This window comes from Nitrosomonas halophila, assembly GCF_900107165.1.
GTDB classification, from domain to species: Bacteria; Pseudomonadota; Gammaproteobacteria; order Burkholderiales; family Nitrosomonadaceae; genus Nitrosomonas; species Nitrosomonas halophila.
Map to the genome: position 1 here is coordinate 45815 of NZ_FNOY01000012.1, position 18595 is coordinate 64409.

Below are 18595 nucleotides of genomic sequence, written 5' to 3' on the forward strand. Positions count from 1 at the left end.
GACACACCATCCAGCCAAGAAATCCAGGATAATCAGAACTACAGAACACGAACCATGGCCATATTCAGCATCCTGCACCACTCTCCGCTCAGCAAGAACCTGCAACGCCTGTTTCTGCTCAGGATCATTGCCGTCGTTGCCCAGACCATCATTTTTGGCTCGGTCTACAGCATTATCGAATTCGATTTGCCCTGGCCGGAAATCATTCTGACGATCGTTGCGCTGGCCCTGCTCAACCTGCTGACATGGATCCGTCTGCGCTACCACTGGCCGGTCACGAACCTGGAGCTTTTTGTACAATTGTTAATCGATGTGGCCGCATTGACTGTGCTGCTCTATCTCAGTGGTGGTTCAACCAATCCATTTATCTCACTTTATCTGATTCCACTCACCATCGCTGCGACAGTGCTGCCCTGGCACTACACCTGGAGCATGGCGGCCATCACCATTTCCTGCTACACCTTTCTGCTCTATGCATATATCCCGCTCCCGCACAATCATTCCGATGATCACAGCCGGCATATGTTTGAATTCAATCTGCATGTCTCCGGCATGTGGCTGACTTTTGTACTCAGTACACTGCTGATCGCGTGGTTTGTGGTCAAAATGAGTGCATCGATTCGCGACCGGGACAAGGAGTTGGCAAGGTCACGTGAGCAGGCGCTACAAAACGAACAAATCCTTGCGCTGGGCACACTTGCCGCTGGCGCAGCCCATGAACTGGGTACGCCATTATCGACCATGGCCGTCATCACCAAGGAACTCGAGCAGGAATACCCTCAGGATACTGATTTTCAAAACAATGTCCGGATCCTGCGCGATCAGATTGCGCATTGCAAGCAGACCCTGACACAACTGCTGGCAAATACCGGCCAGGCACGTGCCGAAGAAGGCGATGGCCAGCCAGTGGATGCCTTTTTGAGTCACATTATCGGCAAATGGAAGTTGATTCGTCCTTCGGTGAAATTCACCTATCAATGCAAGGGCATGCAGCCAGCCCCCGCCATCATGAATACGAAACTGTTGAGCCAATCGATTCTAAATTTACTCAATAATGCTGCCGATGCCTCGACCAAACAGGTCGATATCACCAGCTACTGGGACCAGCATCTGCTGCACCTGGAAATACTCGATGATGGAGAAGGCTTGAACGCCGAAGCGATTCAACGGGCGGGGGAGGCATTTTTCACCAGCAAGGGGCCTGGCCAGGGTTTTGGCATTGGCTTGTTTCTCGCCAATACCAACATTGAACGCTTCGGCGGAAATGTGCGCTTATTCAATCGTCCAGAAGGGGGCGCCTGCACCCATGTTACCCTGCCGGTCTTGTCTTGAAAAACTGAAATCATTGTAGCTAAAAAGGAGTGTCAACCATGAATGATGCCATGGATCGCCCAAACTTAATGATTGTAGATGATGATACAGTGTTTTGTGACGTGCTTGCCAAAGCCATGGGCAGACGAGGATTTGAAGTGGTCTGTGCCCATACCATCCAGACCGCCCTGCAACAGGCAGAATTGCTGGCACCCGAATATGCCATTATCGACCTCAAGCTCGCCGATGAATCCGGCTTATCGCTGGTTGAGAAAATCAAGGCGTTGGATCCAGGCACTCGCATCGTGGTACTGACGGGTTATGCCAGTATCGCTACGGCTGTTGAAGCCATCAAGCTGGGTGCGACGCATTACCTAGCCAAGCCCGTGGACGCAGACGAGATTATGGCCGCTTTCGAACGAACCAACGGCGACTCCGACACCCCCATCAATGCCCATCCGCTATCAGTCGAACGCCTTGAATGGGAATATATTCACCGCATACTCGCAGAAAACGACAACAATATTTCAGTCACTGCCAGGCTGCTGAATATGCACCGCCGGACTTTGCAACGAAAACTCTCCAAGAAACCCGTACAATTGTGATTTGCTGCCATAGAATTGGCACTTGTCAGCAAATTCACAGATAGAGGTTGCCCTGTCCCGCAATCTGGTTTATGCTGTGCGGCCATATTGCCCTAAAGGCATTCCAAACGGAGAAGTGACCGAGTGGTTGAAGGTGCACGCCTGGAAAGCGTGTGTACGGTAATACCGTACCGCGGGTTCGAATCCCGCCTTCTCCGCCAGATTCAGGCACGTTTGCCAGCAACTCACCGATACACGCTGGCTGATTTTTCTGTACCGTAATTTATACTGAATTTCCGATCTGGCTCACGCTTATACGTTAGCCACGGGTATATACTCATAACTGTCAACGGTTCCAGGAAAGGAGAGGATGAAAATGAGATACCTTGTGTTGATCTTGCTGTATTGGATAACCTCTTCTCATGGTTTGGCAGAATCCTTGTCTGGATTGCAGCAGCAGACCAGCTATGCCTATGAACAGATGAGGCAAACCGAACTGGAAGCGAGCAAGGCCAGAAAGGAAGTTGCGGCAAAAGAGGAACGCTGGCGCTACTTTAAGCGCAAGCTGGCTGAAGCCGAGCAAGCACTGCAGACTGCCCAAAAGGCCGCTCTGGAAGCTGATGAAAACATGCTGGCGGCCAAAAAGAAATGGGACCAATATTCTGAAACGCTTTACCAAGAGTGGCACCGGCAAGGAAGCAGTCCCCAGGAAAGCCGCCCATAATTGCTGCAGATAACCGAGAGCTGAACAGCCACAGCACCCAACGAATAGGTGCATGTGCATCGTCCACGAAGCTGAAAATCGCGAAGCTGGGCCTTTCTGGTAACCGTAATTTAGCTTCGGCCGGATGGTGCGCAAGCGTACCCTACAATAAATAGAGCTTACTCAAAAAGTATTTCTTATGATCATTTGAAATTTAAAATTAACAACTAATTGTTTTATAAAGAATATTTTTCTAACAATCCGCGGTTTAATATGATTAATTGAGCATGGGTGAGCTTGCGTTCAAATCAAGTGCAAGGGTTTTCGCATAGTTTGTTCAAAAACCTTGCACTTAAATATTGATTTATACAATATTTCAATTCAAAAACAACCATTTATACTTTCTGAGTAAGCTCTAAATAGCTATAGCAACAAAAATTATAATCGATTCTGCATCCAGTATTCACACCCATTAGGGTGAAATTCAATTATCCGCAATCCGCGCTGTCTATCATCATTCAAAAGGATGGCGGAATACAATTGTTTCGGCGCGGTCGGGACCGGTGGAAATCATGGCTATTGGCACCCCGCACACTTCTTCGATACGCTTCAGATAGTTCCGTGCTGCAGAAGGTAACCGATCAAGATCCTTGATCCCTGCAGTACGGTCCTGCCAGCCGGGCAATTCCTCGTAAACGGGTTCGGAATCCGCCAGATCGTCCGCTCCAAATGGCAAAATATCGTAGTAATGATCTGTCTCTTTTGATTTATAACCCACACAGATTTTTAGAGTCTCGAGACCATCGAGCACATCCAGTTTGGTCATACATAGCCCTGAAACACCATTGATCTGTATCGAACGCTTGACGGCTGCTGAATCAAACCATCCGCAACGGCGAGGACGGCCGGTAGTGGAACCAAATTCGTTACCCCGCTGCGCCAAGTGATCGCCCACTGAATCGGAAAGTTCGGTCGGGAAAGGCCCTGCACCGACGCGCGTCGTATACGCTTTGGTAATACCCAGCACGAAATTGAGCATCTGCGGCCCGACGCCACTGCCTGACGAGGCAGCACCGGCTATACAGTTACTAGAAGTCACAAATGGATAAGTGCCATGATCGATATCCAGCAACGCACCCTGCGCACCCTCAAACAAAAGACTGTCACCGGCCGCACTGGCTTCGAATAGCAACCTGGGGATATCCGCAACCATGGGACGAATGCGCTCGGCATTCTGCAGGCACGCATCTAACACTTGGTTGAAATCGATGGTGGTCGCATGGTAATAATTTTCCAGCACAAAATTATGGTAGTCGAGCACTTCTTCCAGCTTGCAGGAAAGCCGCCCGGGGTGAAACAAATCCTGCAGGCGAATTGCCCGCCTGGCCACTTTGTCTTCATAGGCCGGACCGATGCCTCTGCCGGTTGTGCCGATCTTGTCCAGCCCCTTGGCGGACTCGCGCGCACTGTCCAGCGCGATATGGTGTGCAAGAATCAGAGGACAGGTTTCACTGATTCGCAGTCTGCCGGCTACATCCACCCCAGCCTGCTCCAGCATATCGACTTCTTCCAACAGAGCATGTGGTGACAGCACTACGCCATTGCCTATATAACAAATAACGTGTGGACGCAAGATACCGGATGGAACCAGATGCAGCACGGTTTTTTTGCCGCTGACCACCAGCGTGTGTCCAGCATTATGGCCACCTTGAAAACGTACGACGCCTCTAGCTCGATCTGTCAACCAATCAACAATCTTGCCTTTACCCTCATCCCCCCATTGCGTTCCAATGACAACGACATTCTTGGCCATACAATTATGATCTCTTCTGATTATTGATTATTCTGAATCGGCACAACTTTCCACTGGTCATGCTGGAGGACGAGCTTTCTGTCACAGCAAGTATTGTTCGTTCTATCTTCTCCCGGCAGTTCTACTATGACGATGTGGCCCTCGGCGCGCAACTGTTTGACGACTGCGGCCAACCGATCGTCGTGGGCCCGCCATGGTGCAAGAATGCCCTTGGGATAGTCGTTCACCTCAATCAGTCTCGACAACTCCTTTAAATCCAGACTGAAGCCGGTAGCAGGTCGGGCTCTGCCAAATAACTTGCCGATTTCATCATAACGTCCCCCAAGTGCGATGGCGGCAGGACATCCCGCTGTATAGACAGCAAACACCATGCCCGTGTGATAGTGATAACCGCGCAAATCGGACAAATCAAAGGTGATTTTACTGACATGCGGCTGGAGCGCATCCGCCACATGTTCAAGCTGGTTCAATGCTTCCTTAATTTGCGGGAAAGCGGGCAAATATTTGTGCGCGCGTGCGAGCACAGTGCGATCGCCATACAATTCGGGCAGCAGCATCAATGCAGCTCGGATTTCAGGACTCAAACGCTTGTCCAGTCCAGTGCGCACGAGCTCCTGCAAGGAACCGATATCCTTTGCCTGGAGTGCACTATACAACTCCATTTCAAATTCCGGCAGAATTTTCGCATCCCGTATTAGGTTGCGAAATACCTGTACATGCCCAAGATCAAGATGAATGGACTGAATACCGGAGATAGACAAACACGCCAGTACCAGGCGCTGAATTTCCAAATCACTTGCTATGCCGGCATGGCCGTATAATTCCGCCCCTACTTGGAAAGGCTCCCGGGTGCGCGTGATTTCGAAGGGCACGGTATGCACGACACTGCTCGCATAACATAAACGCGTGATCCCGCCGGTATTCAACAAATGCGCATCGATTCGCGCGGCTTGAGGGGTCATGTCCGCGCGCAGGCCCATCATTCTGCCGCTCAGCTGGTCAACTACCTTGAACATACGCAAGTTCATATCGGCGCCACTCCCGGACAATAGCGACTCCACATACTCCAGCAAGGGCGGCATGACAAATTGATACCCATGGACATGCAGCAAATCCATTATACTGCGACGGATCTTCTCTATGCGATAAGCATCATGCGGCAAAACATCTTCAATATATTCAGGGAGTAACCAATTGCGCATTTTTGATGTCGAATCGGGACGATTGTGCCCGGTCCGATTGTAGGAGTGATAAAGGTAAAACCACTTGAGAAGTGCCGATTAATTGACCAGATAGAGAATAATCAAACCGACTAGCATGGCACTGAGGCCTATAAAGCGTATCTGGCTATCTTCCAGCTGCAAAAGTTTTTGAAAGGTCTCGCGCCAGGCTTTAGGCGATATGAACGGTAGAATACCCTCCAGCACGAGCATCAATGCAATGGCCATCAAAAAAGTATCCCACATATCAGTACATCCTAAAATTAGAAAATCCATTCATTGATAGAGAAAACCAGCCTGCCATTCATTCGCACCTGTATTCAGTTGTTTTGAACACATAGGTCTTGGAAGCGCCTTGGCTTATGGCTTATCACCAGGCGCATGTATGGCCTTATGGATACCGCATCCAGCCAGCTCGGTTATCACAATCTGATAGAATTTCCTGTTGTCTTTTGTTTCGGGTTGAGCGAACCTGGTACAACCGCCATTTTCTGGAATTGCAATACGGAAATAATGCAGAAATCATCTAGGAGGCTGTCCGAGAATAGCTGATCTACTGCGGACGAACCTGCCAGGCTGGATTTTTCGATCCTTTTCGTTGAATAGAACCACTATTCGCCTCAAATGATCGAAAAATCCCGCTCAGCCAGCTTCGCCCTCGCTACGATCGCTATTCTCGGACAGCCTCCTAGGAAACCCGCAAACGCTTGTTATCGTACCGCTGAGGCCATCCAGGAATTTATATTTGCAAGCGTCCGAAATTGACCGCCATGTTTAGAATCTAGCGGCCAATTTCCAATCGAGCTATTTTTTACTTGAAAATTCAAAAGCCTACTTTTTATACTCTCCCGGACCCTTCAGATATTTGAAGAAATCCGATTTAGGCTCCAGCACCAGCATATCGCCTTTTTCACTGAACGACTGCTTGTATGCTTCCAGGCTTCTGTAGAACTCGTAGAATTTTGCATCTTTCTGGAAAGCCTCGGCGTAGATTGCGGTTGCCTGGCCATCCCCCTCACCCATGATTTTCTGGGCTTCGCGGTAAGCTTCAGCCAATATGACTTCACGCTGGCGATCGGCATCAGCACGAATCTTTTCAGCCTCGGCAGCACCGGTCGAACGCAATTCATTGGCGACCCGTTTACGTTCGGCCTCCATTCTGCGATAGACAGATTCACTCACTTCCTGGGGCAGATCAACCCGTTTCAGCCGCACGTCAACCACTTCGACGCCAATTTTACGAGCATCCGCATTCGCTTTTTGGCGCATGATTTCCATGATCAGGTCGCGCTCACCGGATACCACTTCATGCACGGTCCGGTTACCGAACTCATCCCGCATGCTCGAGTTGATCGTTTGTGAAAGACGCGTTTGTGCCAGGGCTTCGTCTCCATTCACCGCAACATAGTATTGCTTCACATCGACAATACGCCACTTGACAAACAAATCGACGATAACGTTCTTTTTCTCGGAAGTAATGAAACGCTGCGGTTCATCCGCATCCAGCGTCAGGATACGTGAATCAAAGAAGCGTACATTTTGTGCAACCGGTATTTTGAAATACAGTCCGGGTTCTGTCTTGACATCGATGACTTCCCCCAGTTGGAACACCACGGCCTGTTCACGTTCATCAACGATGTATATAGCCGCACTGCCAACCACCAGCAACACTAACAGAATACCAGTAAATATCGAAGAAATAGCTTTCATATTATCTTATCTCCCGCTCACGGCTACGAAACGATTCACGCGAACGTAAGCTCGCATCTGTTGAATAATCCTGAACCTGTGGCAGCGGCTTCATATTGGTAGTCGGTTTGGACTTGCCCGGCTCTGCTTGAATCAGTTTGTCCAGCGGCAGATAGAGCAGATTGTTTCCGCCTTCCTGATCGATCAGGATCTTGCTGGTATTGGATAGGACTTGCTGCACGGTATCGATATACATACGATCCCGGGTTACGCCAGGCGCTTTGGCATATTCGACCAGCACCTGATCAAATCTGCTCGCATCACCTTCCGCACTCGCAATCACACGCTGCTTGTAACCTTGGGACTCTTCCAACAGGCGCGAAGCACTACCTCTGGCACGCGGAATGACATCGTTTGCGTAGGCCTGGCCTTCGTTTCTTTGCCGCTCCCTGTCCTGTCCAGCTTTAACCGCATCGTCAAAAGCAGCTTGCACCTGCTCAGGCGGCTGCGCATTCTGCATGGTCACCCGGTTAATCAGGATGCCAATCTGATAACGATCCAGTATTTCCTGCATCAACTCAGTCGTTCTGGCCGCAACTTGCTCACGCCCCTCATACAGCACAAAGTCCATTTTACTTTTACCGATGACCTGGCGAATTGCAGTTTCTGCCACTTGCAAAACTGCAGCCTCGGGATCACGATTGGTAAACAGAAAATCTTCGGGGTTACGCAGGATGTATTGCGCGGCGAATTGGATATCGACGATATTTTCATCATCGGTCAACATCAACGATTCTTTCAAAACCTTGTTGCGCACATTAGTGCGGTAGCCTATTTCAACCGTGCGCACGCGACTGATATTGACCGTCTCGACCTTCTCTACTGGATACGGCATGTGCCAACGCAAACCAGGCAAAGTCGTGTCCACGTGCTTACCAAAACGCAGCACGACGCCTCGCTGACCTTCATCGACTATGTAGAACCCACTGCCTACCCAGGCGGCCAGCAACAAAACGAGGATGATAATGATGCCGCCACTGCCATGCTTGTCGTGACCACCACCAGCTCCGCCCTCATCGCCACCGTCTCCGCCCTTGCGGCCGAAAATTTCGTTAATCTTTTGGTTGAAGGTGCGCATAATCTCTTCAAGATCAGGAGGGCCGGCATTACCCCTCCTTTTCCCCCACTGTGGATCATTTAAACCCATAATGATTTAATCCTTTCTTTTATTGAAAAAAGTAGTACGGGCATCATCATCTGCCTGTATAGGCGATGCGAGATGCGCCTGCGGCCCGGTTTGATTCTGTTTGAATGCTTCTGCCAGCGCGGTATACAGATAATCCAAACCCTCTCCCGTTTTCGCGCTCAGACGAATGGTTTTGATTCTACCATACTCATCACGCATGTAATTCGCTGTAGATTTCGATTCGATCCGGTCAATTTTGTTCAAAATTAAAATCTGCGGGATCATCCCCGCACCAATTTCCCGCAACAATTTGTTAACCTCATCAATATGTTGGTCCCGATCAGAGCTCGATGCATCGACTACATGCAGAAGCAAATCGGCCTGCCTGGTTTCCTCAAGTGTCGCACGGAACGCAGCCACCAAGGTATGAGGCAGCGCGTGTATAAAGCCGACGGTATCGGAAATCACGATAGAGCCGTGGCCGGGGATGAACAGCTTGCGAGTGGTCGTATCCAGGGTGGCGAACAGCTGATCGGCAGCATAGGCGTCGGCCCTAACCAGCCGATTGAATAAGGTCGACTTGCCCGCATTAGTATAACCCACAATGGAAACAGTCATAACTTCAGACCGTTTTCTTGAGCGACGTTGCACTTCTCGTTGCCGTTTAACAGCAACCAGTTTCTCCTTGAGCAGTTTCACCCGTTTAGCGAGCAACCGCCGGTCCGTCTCTAATTGGGTTTCACCTGGCCCACGCAAACCGATCCCGCCTTTCTGACGTTCCAAATGGGTCCACCCCCTCACCAGTCGAGTGGAAAGATATTCCAGTTGCGCCAGCTCAACCTGCAGCTTCCCTTCATGACTTCGAGCGCGTTGGGCAAAAATATCCAGGATCAGGCTGGTTCGGTCTATTACCCGGCAAGCCAGCCATGTGGCTAAATTTCTTTGCTGAATGGGAGAAAGTTCATGGTTGAAAATCACCATCTCCGCGTGTGTCTGTGCCAGCACCTGGCGAATTTCTTCCAGTTTACCCTTACCGACAAAAGTAGCAGGATCGGGCGTTTTTCGTTTGCCTTCGACAATCGCCACCACCGACAGTTGATCGCTGGCGGCCAATTGGCAGAGCTCATCCAGACTTGCCTGATCCCGCTTGCCAAAATCGACATTGACCAAAATGGCAGTATTCGCCGAATCGTTCAGCTTTGCTTCCGCGCCGGAATCATGAGTCATTTTGGTCAGTTGGCGTCTCAACCGGAATTGGCATTGTAACGGCCTTGGCTGGGACTACGGTGGAAATCGCGTGCTTGTAAACCATCTGTGTGACCGAGTTCCGCAGCAGCACAACATACTGGTCGAACGAATCGATATGCCCCTGCAGCTTAATGCCATTGACCAGATAGATGGAAACCGGCACACGCTCCTTTCGCAGGACATTTAGAAATGGATCCTGAAGCAACTGTCCTTTAACACTCATGTCAACCCCCCTGATTAAATTTATAGTTGTTTGAAGTCAAAACCTACGGGTATGATTTGCAGATCAATACATCTCATCCGACAAAACTCACCCTTTTGCATTACGAGTCACTTTGTAACATGAAGTTAATGAAAAGAAGCAAAATAACGCTTGCCTTCATCGTACAAAATCCCGTACCAAAGTATATGATGCGAAAGACCATAAGTCTAACACGGGAAATAATGCCATTAATGTACGTGTTTACGCTTATTTTCGAGTTGCGGTACGATGTGCAAAACCGCACTTGACCCTTGGCTTGCAGCCGTGCAGTTCTGCATCCCTCAAGGGAATGCCGGGATTTTCGGCTTGGTGACTGACGCAAAAAATATCAAAGACACACTAACAACATGGTTTTAATGACCTGCCGTCATGATGCATCACGATGCTTCTTCACTCGCTGCTGTTGACAGTACCGCTGCACCCGGCGCGACGGGCAATACTCTCGAAGCAGGAAATTTGATCCTGAAAGTGCTGCCCACTCCCAGCTCGCTGGCAATCTCCAAGCTTGCTTGATGGCGGTTCAACACATGCTTGACTATTGCCAGTCCAAGTCCAGTTCCGCCCGTTTCGCGGGAGCGACTACGGTCGACCCGGTAAAAGCGCTCTGTCAGACGTGGGATATACTCCGATTCAATCCCAATACCGGTATCCTGCACATAAAACAAACCCTTGCCTTTTTCCAGCGTCCAATTCAAGGATATTTTTCCACCTTCGGGCGTATAACGCACGGCATTGCTGACCAGATTGCCAAACGCGCTGCGTAATTCATCTTCACTCCCCAGAACCATTGCGTCACTGAGAATATTCAAAGTGATCACATGACGTCCGGCGCTTAACGAGCGCGCTTCCTGATGAAGCCCACGCAACAATTTCACGACATCCACGCTTTCTTCACACAGGGTATTCTGGGTATTTTCCAGGCGTGACAGAGTCAATAAGTCTTCAACCAGCCGCTGCATGCGCGTCGCTTGATGCGCCATCAGTTCCAGCGCATTTTTCTCCATTTTCCCGGATATTCTGTTCTCGTCCAACAGGGTTTCCAGAAATCCCCCGATGACTGTCAGTGGCGTGCGCAATTCATGTGAAACATTTGCGATAAAATCGCGCCGCATAATTTCGATCTTTTCAAACCGGGTGATATCACGGCTGATCAACAGTTTCTCTCTGTCACCGTATGGCACCAATTGCAGTGAAAGCAAAATATCCTGAGAACGCAGCTGTTTTATTATCAACGGCTTATTAAAATCACCCGAGTTCAAATAAGCAACAAACTGCGCTTGGCGGACCATCCGGGTGATATGCTGTCCAGCATCCATTTTGAGATTCAATCCCAAATGTTGTTCTGCAGCCAGATTGCACCATTCGATCTGGCCGGCCTCACCAAGGATAACGATGCCTTCCGGCATTGCGGAAGTCGCGCGTTGCAATCGATCCAGGGATATATTGAGATGCAGGCATTCTTTGTCATAGCGCCTGACAAATCGCGCCAGACGGATAAAAACTTCTCCCCACACCCCAGCGCCATCCGGCACTGCCGCAGGAGAAGGATAGCCATTACGCAACCATTGATCCAGCGCATAAAGCTTACAGGTATGATAGACAACCAGCCATAGTGATACGAGACTGAACAGGCTCAATGCGGTGATGGCATCCAATGCAAGCCAGACACCCGCCACGATGACCGCCAGCCAAATCAGTCCGGTAAAGTGCCGCCAGATCGAATTCACGTTATCAAGCAATCAAAAAGTAGCATATCCCACATTCAAAACCCGCAGCACCTTGGCTCTGGCTGGTGGATATGGATCATAGGCCGAACGTTAAGAAACGCATGATGCGCTGAGGCAGCCATTCCAGCTTGCCGGGAAAGGCGCCATGCATAAAACCGACATGCCCTCCTTGCGCAGGAAAATCCAACGTAACGCATGATGAAACATCTGCCTGCCCGGGCAAGACATGGGCTGGCAGAAAGGGATCATTGCAGGCATTCAGCAGCAGCGTCGGCACCCGAATTTGTCCTAACCACGGCTTGCTGCTCGATTTGCGCCAATAATCGTCAGTATTGCGGAAACCATGCAGCGGCGCGGTCACCAGGTTGTCAAATTCATACAGCGTCTTGCATGCCGCAACCGCCTGAATATCCAGCAGACCCGGAAAACGCTTGTGCTTATCCAACACCTTGCGCTTCAACGAAACAAGAAAATGCTGGGTATAGACGCGGTTAAAGCCTGCGTCAAGGGCTTTGCCGGCCGCCGCCAAATCCAGCGGCACGGAAACCGCAACAGCACCCGCGATCAATTTATTGGCCTGCATGCTCTGCTCTCCCAGCCATTTTAACAAAGCATTCCCCCCAAGCGACACACCCACCACATAGCAGGGAGGATGCTGACTCATAGCCCTGCCATGACCGGCTATTCTGCGCAATATCCGGTCTATTTCAGCTGAGTCTCCGGCATGATATGCACGCGGCAGACGATTGGGCGATCCGGAGCAGCCACGAAAATGCACCACCGCCCCCCGCCAATTCAGTGTCCGCAGCAAATGCATGATGCTCAATGCATAATGGCTGCGGGAGCTCCCCTCCAGGCCGTGCAACAGAACCAGCAGCGGCTTATTAGCGCGCCCATCGAGCCAATCGATATCGATGAAATCCCCATCATCCAGTTCCCAGCGCTCGCGGCGGTAGCTGATCGCTGGATTGGCATTCAAGAAATAAGGATAAATGGTTTGTGCGTTACCGCCAGGCAGCCATTTGGGTGCGGTATAAGGCAGCAATTGCTCGGCACTTGTTAACAGGGAGAGATCATTCATATTGACTATAAACAAGCTCGATCCAACTGGGCGGTCCGAAATTCATCATCATCACAAAACAACCAAATTATTTCTATGGATAAGCTCATACTCATCAACGTAACCCAGCACAGTCTCAATCCGGCTAGTAGGAAGCTGCATGATCTTCCGTGTCTCCCGGGCGCTATAATTGACCAGGCCGCGCGCAATTTCGCGACCGCTAGTATCCAGGCATGACACGGCCTCACCGCGCTCGAAATGTCCCCGGACCTCTGCCACGCCAATTGGCAACAGACTTTTACCTTCGGCCAACAACGCCCTGACCGCGCCCGCATCCAGCACGACACTTCCCCTCACCTGCAAATGATCGGCAAGCCACAGTTTGCGCGCAACTCTGACTGGCATGTCAGCGAGCAGGCAAGTCCCGATCGCCTCGCCTCTTGCCAAACGAACCAGTACATCCTGCGCTTTGCCTGATGCGATGAGGGTATGCGCGCCGCTGCGTGCAGCACGCTTGGCAGCCATGACTTTGCTTTGCATGCCACCCCGCCCGATCTCACTACCGGCGCCGCCCGCCATGGCCTCGATGGCCGGATCGCTGACATGGGTTTCCGGTATCAGGGTCGCGGCAGAGTTTTTGCGTGGATCGCTCGTGTACAAACCAGCCTGATCTGTCAGGATCACCAGGACCTCCGCTTCAATCAGGTTGGCAACCAGCGCTGCCAGATTATCGTTATCGCCAAATCGAATTTCATCGAAAACGACAGTATCGTTCTCATTGATAATCGGTATGATACCCAGATTGAGCAAGGCCAGAATCGTCGAACGGGCATTCAGATAACGTTTGCGATTGGATAGATCATCATGGGTGAGCAGGATCTGCGCGGTCTGCAATCCATACGCACTGAAACAAGTGGCATAGGCCTGAGCCAGGCCCATTTGCCCCACAGCCGCAGCAGCTTGCAATTCGTAGAGCGCCGCGGGACGGCTTTTCCAGCCCAGACGCTGCATGCCTTCGGCAACCGCCCCGGATGAAACCAATACGATTTCCTTGCCCATTTGCCCGATGCGAAAAATCTGCTCTGCCCAGCAACCAAGCGCCTCGTGATCCAACCCATTGCCCTGGTTGGTTACAAGGCTGCTGCCGACTTTGACAACGATCCGGCGGGCTTGTTTCAGAATCGGTTGCGTCATGGCAATCAATGCTCGAGTGCGGAGTTCAGCTGTTCCAGATATTGCATGATGGCGTAAATTAACGCCTGGCAGCCCTCTCCGGTCAGCGCCGAAATGGCAAACCATCGATCTGTCCATGCCAGCCCATCCAGCAAGCGCTGACAGGCGGCCTCTTGTTCGGCTTCTGGCAACAGATCGGCCTTGTTGAAGACCAGCCAGCGAGGCTTGTGATAAAGCGATTCATCGAATTGCCGGAGTTCGTCGATCAGCGCCCAGGCGGTCTGTACGGGATCGACACTGTCATCGAAGGGCGCAACATCGATGACATGCAGCAGCAGGCGCGTGCGGCTTAGATGCTTGAGAAATCGATGTCCAAGCCCGGCACCCTGCGCCGCCCCCTCAATCAGGCCCGGGATATCCGCCATCACGAAGCTGCGGCTGGTATCGACACGCACGACGCCCAGGTTAGGATGCAGCGTGGTAAACGGATAATCGGCCACCTTGGGGCGCGCCGCGGAAACTGCGCGAATCAGCGTGGACTTCCCAGCATTGGGCAATCCGAGCAATCCGACGTCAGCCAGTATCCTCAGCTCCAGCTTCAGCTCGAATTTTTCACCGGGCTCGCCATGGGTAAACTGCCTGGGAGCACGATTGGTGCTGGATTTAAAGTGGATATTGCCCAGCCCGCCCCTGCCGCCCTTGGCCAGCAATGCTTTTTGCTGATCCTGCTTGAGATCGGCCAAGACCTCACCGGTCAGCACATTGGTAATGATTGTGCCTACCGGCATGCGCAGGATGATATCTTCCGCACCCTTGCCGTAACAGTCGGAACCACGGCCATTCTCCCCCCGTTTCGCCCGAAAAATTGGCGTGTAGCGGTAATCGATCAACGTATTGAGATTGTGATCGGCAAGGGCGTAGATACTGCCGCCATGTCCGCCATCGCCCCCATCCGGCCCGCCTTTCGGCACAAATTTTTCGCGGCGGAAACTGGCCACACCATTGCCACCATCTCCAGCAAAAACCTGTATTTTTACTTCATCGATAAATTTCATGAATTTGCTCTGGCGTGACCGCTCTCATTGCTGATAAAAAAATCTGCTCTTCTTCTCTTATATAACAGACTGAAAATAAAGCAAAAAGCCCCATTACAGGAATGGGGCTTTTTGCTTCGGTGAGCACTGATCGTCAAGCGCAACCACTACGCTCACACGGGAATCACGGCAACCGTCTTACGGTTCAATGCACCCTTGGTGGTAAATTGTATTTTCCCTTCCACTTTGGCAAAAAGTGTATGATCGCGGCCAATGCCCACATTGTCTCCAGGATGGAACTGGGTGCCACGTTGGCGGACGATGATGCCACCCGCCTTAATCAACTCACCACCAAAGCGTTTAATGCCCAAACGCTTGGAATGGGAATCGCGCCCATTTCTTGAACTACCGCCTGCTTTCTTATGTGCCATGAACTAACCTCCTTATGCGGAAATACCGGTAATCTGAATTTCAGTGTAATTCTGCCGGTGTCCCTGATGTTTCTGATAATGCTTGCGCCGGCGCATCTTGAATATGCGCACTTTGTCATGCCGCCCATGACCGATCACAGTCGCATTGACTTTGGCCTGATCAAGCAATGGCTTGCCGGTAGCGATGTTTTCACCATCCGCCACCATCAGAACCTGGTCCAGCAATATTTCGCTGCCTGCTTCGGCAGACAGTGTTTCAACTTTCAATTTGTTACCAACTTCAACCCGGTATTGTTTACCGCCTGTCTTGATTACTGCATACATATCCATCTCCCATCATAGAACCGCCAATTATATCGCTACCAGCAGATTATGTGTAATATTTATGCGTTAGCGCACGCGGCCACAATGCTCGCGCAGCGAAAAACCCCTGCTGCCGCAGAAAAAACCAGCAACCAAGCAAATTTCAACGCGAGCCGGCAGCGCTCATGACAAATACCGGCACCCGGATGGCTCATCCTATCCAACCCGTACTCAAGACAGGGATACTATCCCGGGCAGAATTTTTCGCGTTGGCTGTGATGCTATAATTAGCCATTCCAATTTTTATCTTTATGCTTTCCACATGCCGGTACCTCACCTCACTATCGCCTTGAACGGGCCGATTTTCGAACTCGAGAAACGCATCCTGGATGCCATGCCGCTAATCGAGCACTGGCTGCGCAAACAATGGCATGAACATGCCGTACCGTTCTATTGTTCGGTGGATTTACGCAACAGCGGCTTCAAGCTGGCGCCTGTCGACACCAACCTGTTTCCGGGTGGATTTAACAATCTTAATCCAACGTTTATTCCATTGTGTGTGCAGGCAATGATGACCGCGGTGGAAAAAATCTGCCCCGATGCACACAGCATCTTGCTGATCCCGGAAAATCATACGCGCAATATTTTTTATCTGCAAAATGTTGCTGTTCTGCAGTCCATCATGCGCCAGGCTGGCCTGGATATCCGCATCGGATCACTGCTGCCGGAAATCACTCGTCCCACGCCGGTAGCGTTGCCCAATGGCGATACCTTATTGCTGGAACCCGTGCAACGCAGGGGAAACAGGCTTCATACAGCGGATTTTGATCCTTGCGCCATTCTGCTCAACAATGATTTATCCGGCGGTGTGCCGGAAATCCTGCAAGACCTGGAACAAATTACCATTCCGCCACTGTATGCAGGCTGGGCAACTCGCCGCAAGTCATCCCATTTCAACGCTTACGACAGTGTTGCACAGGCCTTTGCCGAATTGATCGATATCGACCCCTGGCTCATCAACCCCTATTTTACATCTTGCGGCAAAGTCAATTTCCATGAAAAGGAAGGCGAAGACTGCGTCGCTGCAGCTGTTGATGAAATCTTGCGCGACCTGCAGGAGAAATACACACAATATGGCGTCAAGGAGAAACCTTTTGTCATCGTCAAGGCCGATTCCGGCACTTACGGCATGGGCATCATGAGCGTCAAAGATGGCGCTGATGTCTATAAACTCAACCGCAAGCAACGAAACAAAATGGCCACCGTCAAGGAAGGCCTATTCGTGAGGAATGTGCTGGTACAGGAAGGCGTATATACTTTCGAGAGCATACATCAGGCCGTGGCTGAACCCGTCATCTACATGATCGACCGTTACGTGGTCGGCGGTTTTTACCGGGTTCATACCGGGCGCGGCATCGATGAAAATCTGAATGCCCCCGGCATGCATTTCGTGCCCCTGGCATTTGACACCACCTGCGTGCAACCCAACCCCACCGCCAGGCCTGATGCGGTGCCCAATCGCTTCTATGCCTACGGCGTAATTGCCAGGCTGGCGCTGCTCGCAGCGGCGATCGAGCTGGATCGTTATGCAAAACATCCTGTACTGAATACGAACGCATGAGGTGAAACACCATGAAATTGGCATTTATTCTGGACCCGCTCGACACCATCAAGATCCACAAGGATTCCAGCTATGCCATGATGCGTGAAGCGGCAGCACGCGGTCATCAGCTTTATGTCCTGCAGCAAGGGGATCTTGCCTGGAAAAACGAGCAGGTGGTCGGTTTTGCGCGCGCGCTGGCCTTTGCCGAGCAGCCAGACACCCCCTACCACTGGTATCAGGAAGGCGTGACGGAAGCGCTACCGCTGCATCACTTCGACGCGGTTCTCATGCGCAAGGATCCTCCCTTTGACAGCGAATATATCTACAGCACTTATTTGTTGGAATTGGCCGAACGGCAAGGCGCCTATGTCATCAACAGGCCACGGGCCATCCGTGATCACAATGAAAAACTGGCCATCACGGAATTTCCTCACCTCATCCCGCCCTCCATCGTCACCCGGCAGGAATCTCTGATCCGCGAATTTCTCGCCGAATACCAGGACATTATCCTGAAGCCGCTCGATGGCATGGGCGGTGCCGGAATTTTCCGTGTACACAGCACCGACCACAATATCGGCGTGATCTTGGAAATGCTGACCCATTATGGGACGCGCACCATCATGGCGCAGCGTTTCCTGCCCGAAATCAGCGAAGGTGATAAACGTATTCTGTTAATCGCGGGGGAGCCCGTAGCTTACGCCCTCGCACGCAAACCGAAACCCGGGGAGACACGTGGCAATTTGGCTGCCGGCGGCACGGGCACGGCCCAGCCCCTGTCAGCGCATGACAGGGAGATTGCCGCGAAACTGGGACAGATTCTTTACCAGCGCGGCCTAATGCTGGTCGGACTGGATATCATCGGAGACTATCTGACCGAGATCAATGTCACCAGCCCGACAGGCATGCAAGAGATTACCGCTCAAACAGGCATCAATGTAGCAGGCTTGATGATCGACGCAATCGAGCGCGATCTTCAGGCAAAAAAAAGCTCTTAAGCTTGCATCATTCATTCCACAACCATGCAGAGATGGCTGGCCTGACCCGGCATATGCCTCACCCAACTTCGTGACCCTATCTCAAACATCCCCAATTTTTCAACAAGTTAAAATTTTCAACTGGAGTCGGTTGGCACTACGGATTTTTTTCTGTCGATAATTGTTTTACGTTTGCCGATTGGATCGGGTTTGATGTTCAAAGCCTGGTAGAGTTGTTTATGCAGCGCTTCAGGTCGCGTTGTGGTGCGCAGCA

18 protein-coding genes and 1 tRNA gene are annotated in these 18595 nt (G+C 51.2%); 6 read left to right on the forward strand and 13 right to left on the reverse strand.

Annotated features, from left to right (window positions below; genetic code table 11):
* Window positions 1-54 precede the first annotated feature (54 nt).
* From BLV85_RS04635 to BLV85_RS04650, 4 genes are all read left to right on the forward strand, one after another.
* A complete protein-coding gene (locus BLV85_RS04635) occupies window positions 55-1332 on the forward strand; it encodes an ATP-binding protein (protein ID WP_090412650.1) in 1278 nt (425 codons plus the stop codon).
* Between the two features lie 38 nt (window positions 1333-1370).
* Entirely contained in the window at window positions 1371-1916 is a 546-nt protein-coding gene (locus BLV85_RS04640) for a response regulator transcription factor (RefSeq protein ID WP_245725088.1), read from the forward strand.
* Between the two features lie 109 nt (window positions 1917-2025).
* Window positions 2026-2116: transfer RNA gene (locus BLV85_RS04645), tRNA-Ser, on the forward strand.
* A 155-nt stretch (window positions 2117-2271) separates the two neighbouring features.
* The gene (locus BLV85_RS04650) at window positions 2272-2619 is read left to right on the forward strand and encodes a hypothetical protein (RefSeq protein WP_143032288.1); all 348 of its coding nucleotides are present in this window, start codon (window positions 2272-2274) and stop codon (window positions 2617-2619) included.
* A gap of 493 nt (window positions 2620-3112) precedes the next feature.
* On the opposite strand, the gene BLV85_RS04655 is transcribed toward BLV85_RS04650, so the two are convergent.
* The 13 genes from BLV85_RS04655 to rplU form a co-directional block, all read right to left on the reverse strand.
* On the reverse strand, window positions 3113-4411 hold the full coding sequence (locus BLV85_RS04655; RefSeq protein ID WP_090412617.1) for an adenylosuccinate synthase: 1299 nt from the start codon (window positions 4409-4411) through the stop codon (window positions 3113-3115).
* Window positions 4412-4431: 20 nt separating this feature from the next.
* Window positions 4432-5613, reverse strand: coding sequence for an ATP phosphoribosyltransferase regulatory subunit (locus tag BLV85_RS04660; RefSeq protein ID WP_090412619.1), 1182 nt, complete (start codon window positions 5611-5613; stop codon window positions 4432-4434).
* 78 nt (window positions 5614-5691) lie between these two features.
* Window positions 5692-5877: a DUF2065 domain-containing protein gene (locus BLV85_RS04665; protein ID WP_090412621.1), complete on the reverse strand. Its 186-nt coding sequence runs from the start codon at window positions 5875-5877 to the stop codon at window positions 5692-5694.
* A 585-nt stretch (window positions 5878-6462) separates the two neighbouring features.
* On the reverse strand, window positions 6463-7341 hold the full coding sequence (hflC, locus tag BLV85_RS04670; RefSeq protein WP_090412622.1) for a protease modulator HflC: 879 nt from the start codon (window positions 7339-7341) through the stop codon (window positions 6463-6465).
* Window position 7342: 1 nt separating this feature from the next.
* A complete protein-coding gene (gene hflK / locus BLV85_RS04675) occupies window positions 7343-8527 on the reverse strand; it encodes an FtsH protease activity modulator HflK (protein WP_090412624.1) in 1185 nt (394 codons plus the stop codon).
* A 6-nt stretch (window positions 8528-8533) separates the two neighbouring features.
* Complete coding sequence (gene hflX, locus BLV85_RS04680; protein ID WP_090412625.1) at window positions 8534-9733, reverse strand: GTPase HflX; 1200 nt, start codon at window positions 9731-9733, stop codon at window positions 8534-8536.
* Window positions 9723-9977, reverse strand: coding sequence for an RNA chaperone Hfq (gene hfq / locus BLV85_RS04685; RefSeq protein ID WP_090412627.1), 255 nt, complete (start codon window positions 9975-9977; stop codon window positions 9723-9725). The genes hflX and hfq overlap by 11 nt, the downstream gene beginning before the upstream one ends.
* 416 nt (window positions 9978-10393) lie before the next feature.
* The gene (gene phoR, locus BLV85_RS04690; RefSeq protein ID WP_090412628.1) at window positions 10394-11743 is read right to left on the reverse strand and encodes a phosphate regulon sensor histidine kinase PhoR; all 1350 of its coding nucleotides are present in this window, start codon (window positions 11741-11743) and stop codon (window positions 10394-10396) included.
* A 76-nt stretch (window positions 11744-11819) separates the two neighbouring features.
* Window positions 11820-12824, reverse strand: coding sequence for a YheT family hydrolase (locus tag BLV85_RS04695; protein WP_090412630.1), 1005 nt, complete (start codon window positions 12822-12824; stop codon window positions 11820-11822).
* A gap of 51 nt (window positions 12825-12875) precedes the next feature.
* On the reverse strand, window positions 12876-13997 hold the full coding sequence (proB, locus tag BLV85_RS04700) for a glutamate 5-kinase (protein WP_090412656.1): 1122 nt from the start codon (window positions 13995-13997) through the stop codon (window positions 12876-12878).
* 5 nt (window positions 13998-14002) lie between these two features.
* Window positions 14003-15031, reverse strand: a complete 1029-nt coding sequence (cgtA, locus tag BLV85_RS04705) for an Obg family GTPase CgtA (RefSeq protein ID WP_090412632.1) — start codon at window positions 15029-15031, stop codon at window positions 14003-14005.
* A gap of 152 nt (window positions 15032-15183) precedes the next feature.
* Window positions 15184-15441: a 50S ribosomal protein L27 gene (rpmA, locus tag BLV85_RS04710; RefSeq protein ID WP_090412634.1), complete on the reverse strand. Its 258-nt coding sequence runs from the start codon at window positions 15439-15441 to the stop codon at window positions 15184-15186.
* Between the two features lie 12 nt (window positions 15442-15453).
* Window positions 15454-15765 carry a 50S ribosomal protein L21 gene (gene rplU, locus BLV85_RS04715; RefSeq protein WP_090412659.1) on the reverse strand — a complete coding sequence of 104 codons (312 nt, stop codon included), beginning with the start codon at window positions 15763-15765 and terminating at the stop codon, window positions 15454-15456.
* Window positions 15766-16066: 301 nt separating this feature from the next.
* Between rplU and gshA the strand changes: the two genes are divergently transcribed.
* Both gshA and gshB read left to right on the forward strand, forming a co-directional pair.
* Window positions 16067-17365, forward strand: coding sequence for a glutamate--cysteine ligase (gene gshA / locus BLV85_RS04720; RefSeq protein WP_090412635.1), 1299 nt, complete (start codon window positions 16067-16069; stop codon window positions 17363-17365).
* Window positions 17366-17376: 11 nt separating this feature from the next.
* Window positions 17377-18342, forward strand: coding sequence for a glutathione synthase (gene gshB, locus BLV85_RS04725; RefSeq protein WP_090412637.1), 966 nt, complete (start codon window positions 17377-17379; stop codon window positions 18340-18342).
* Window positions 18343-18595 lie beyond the last annotated feature (253 nt).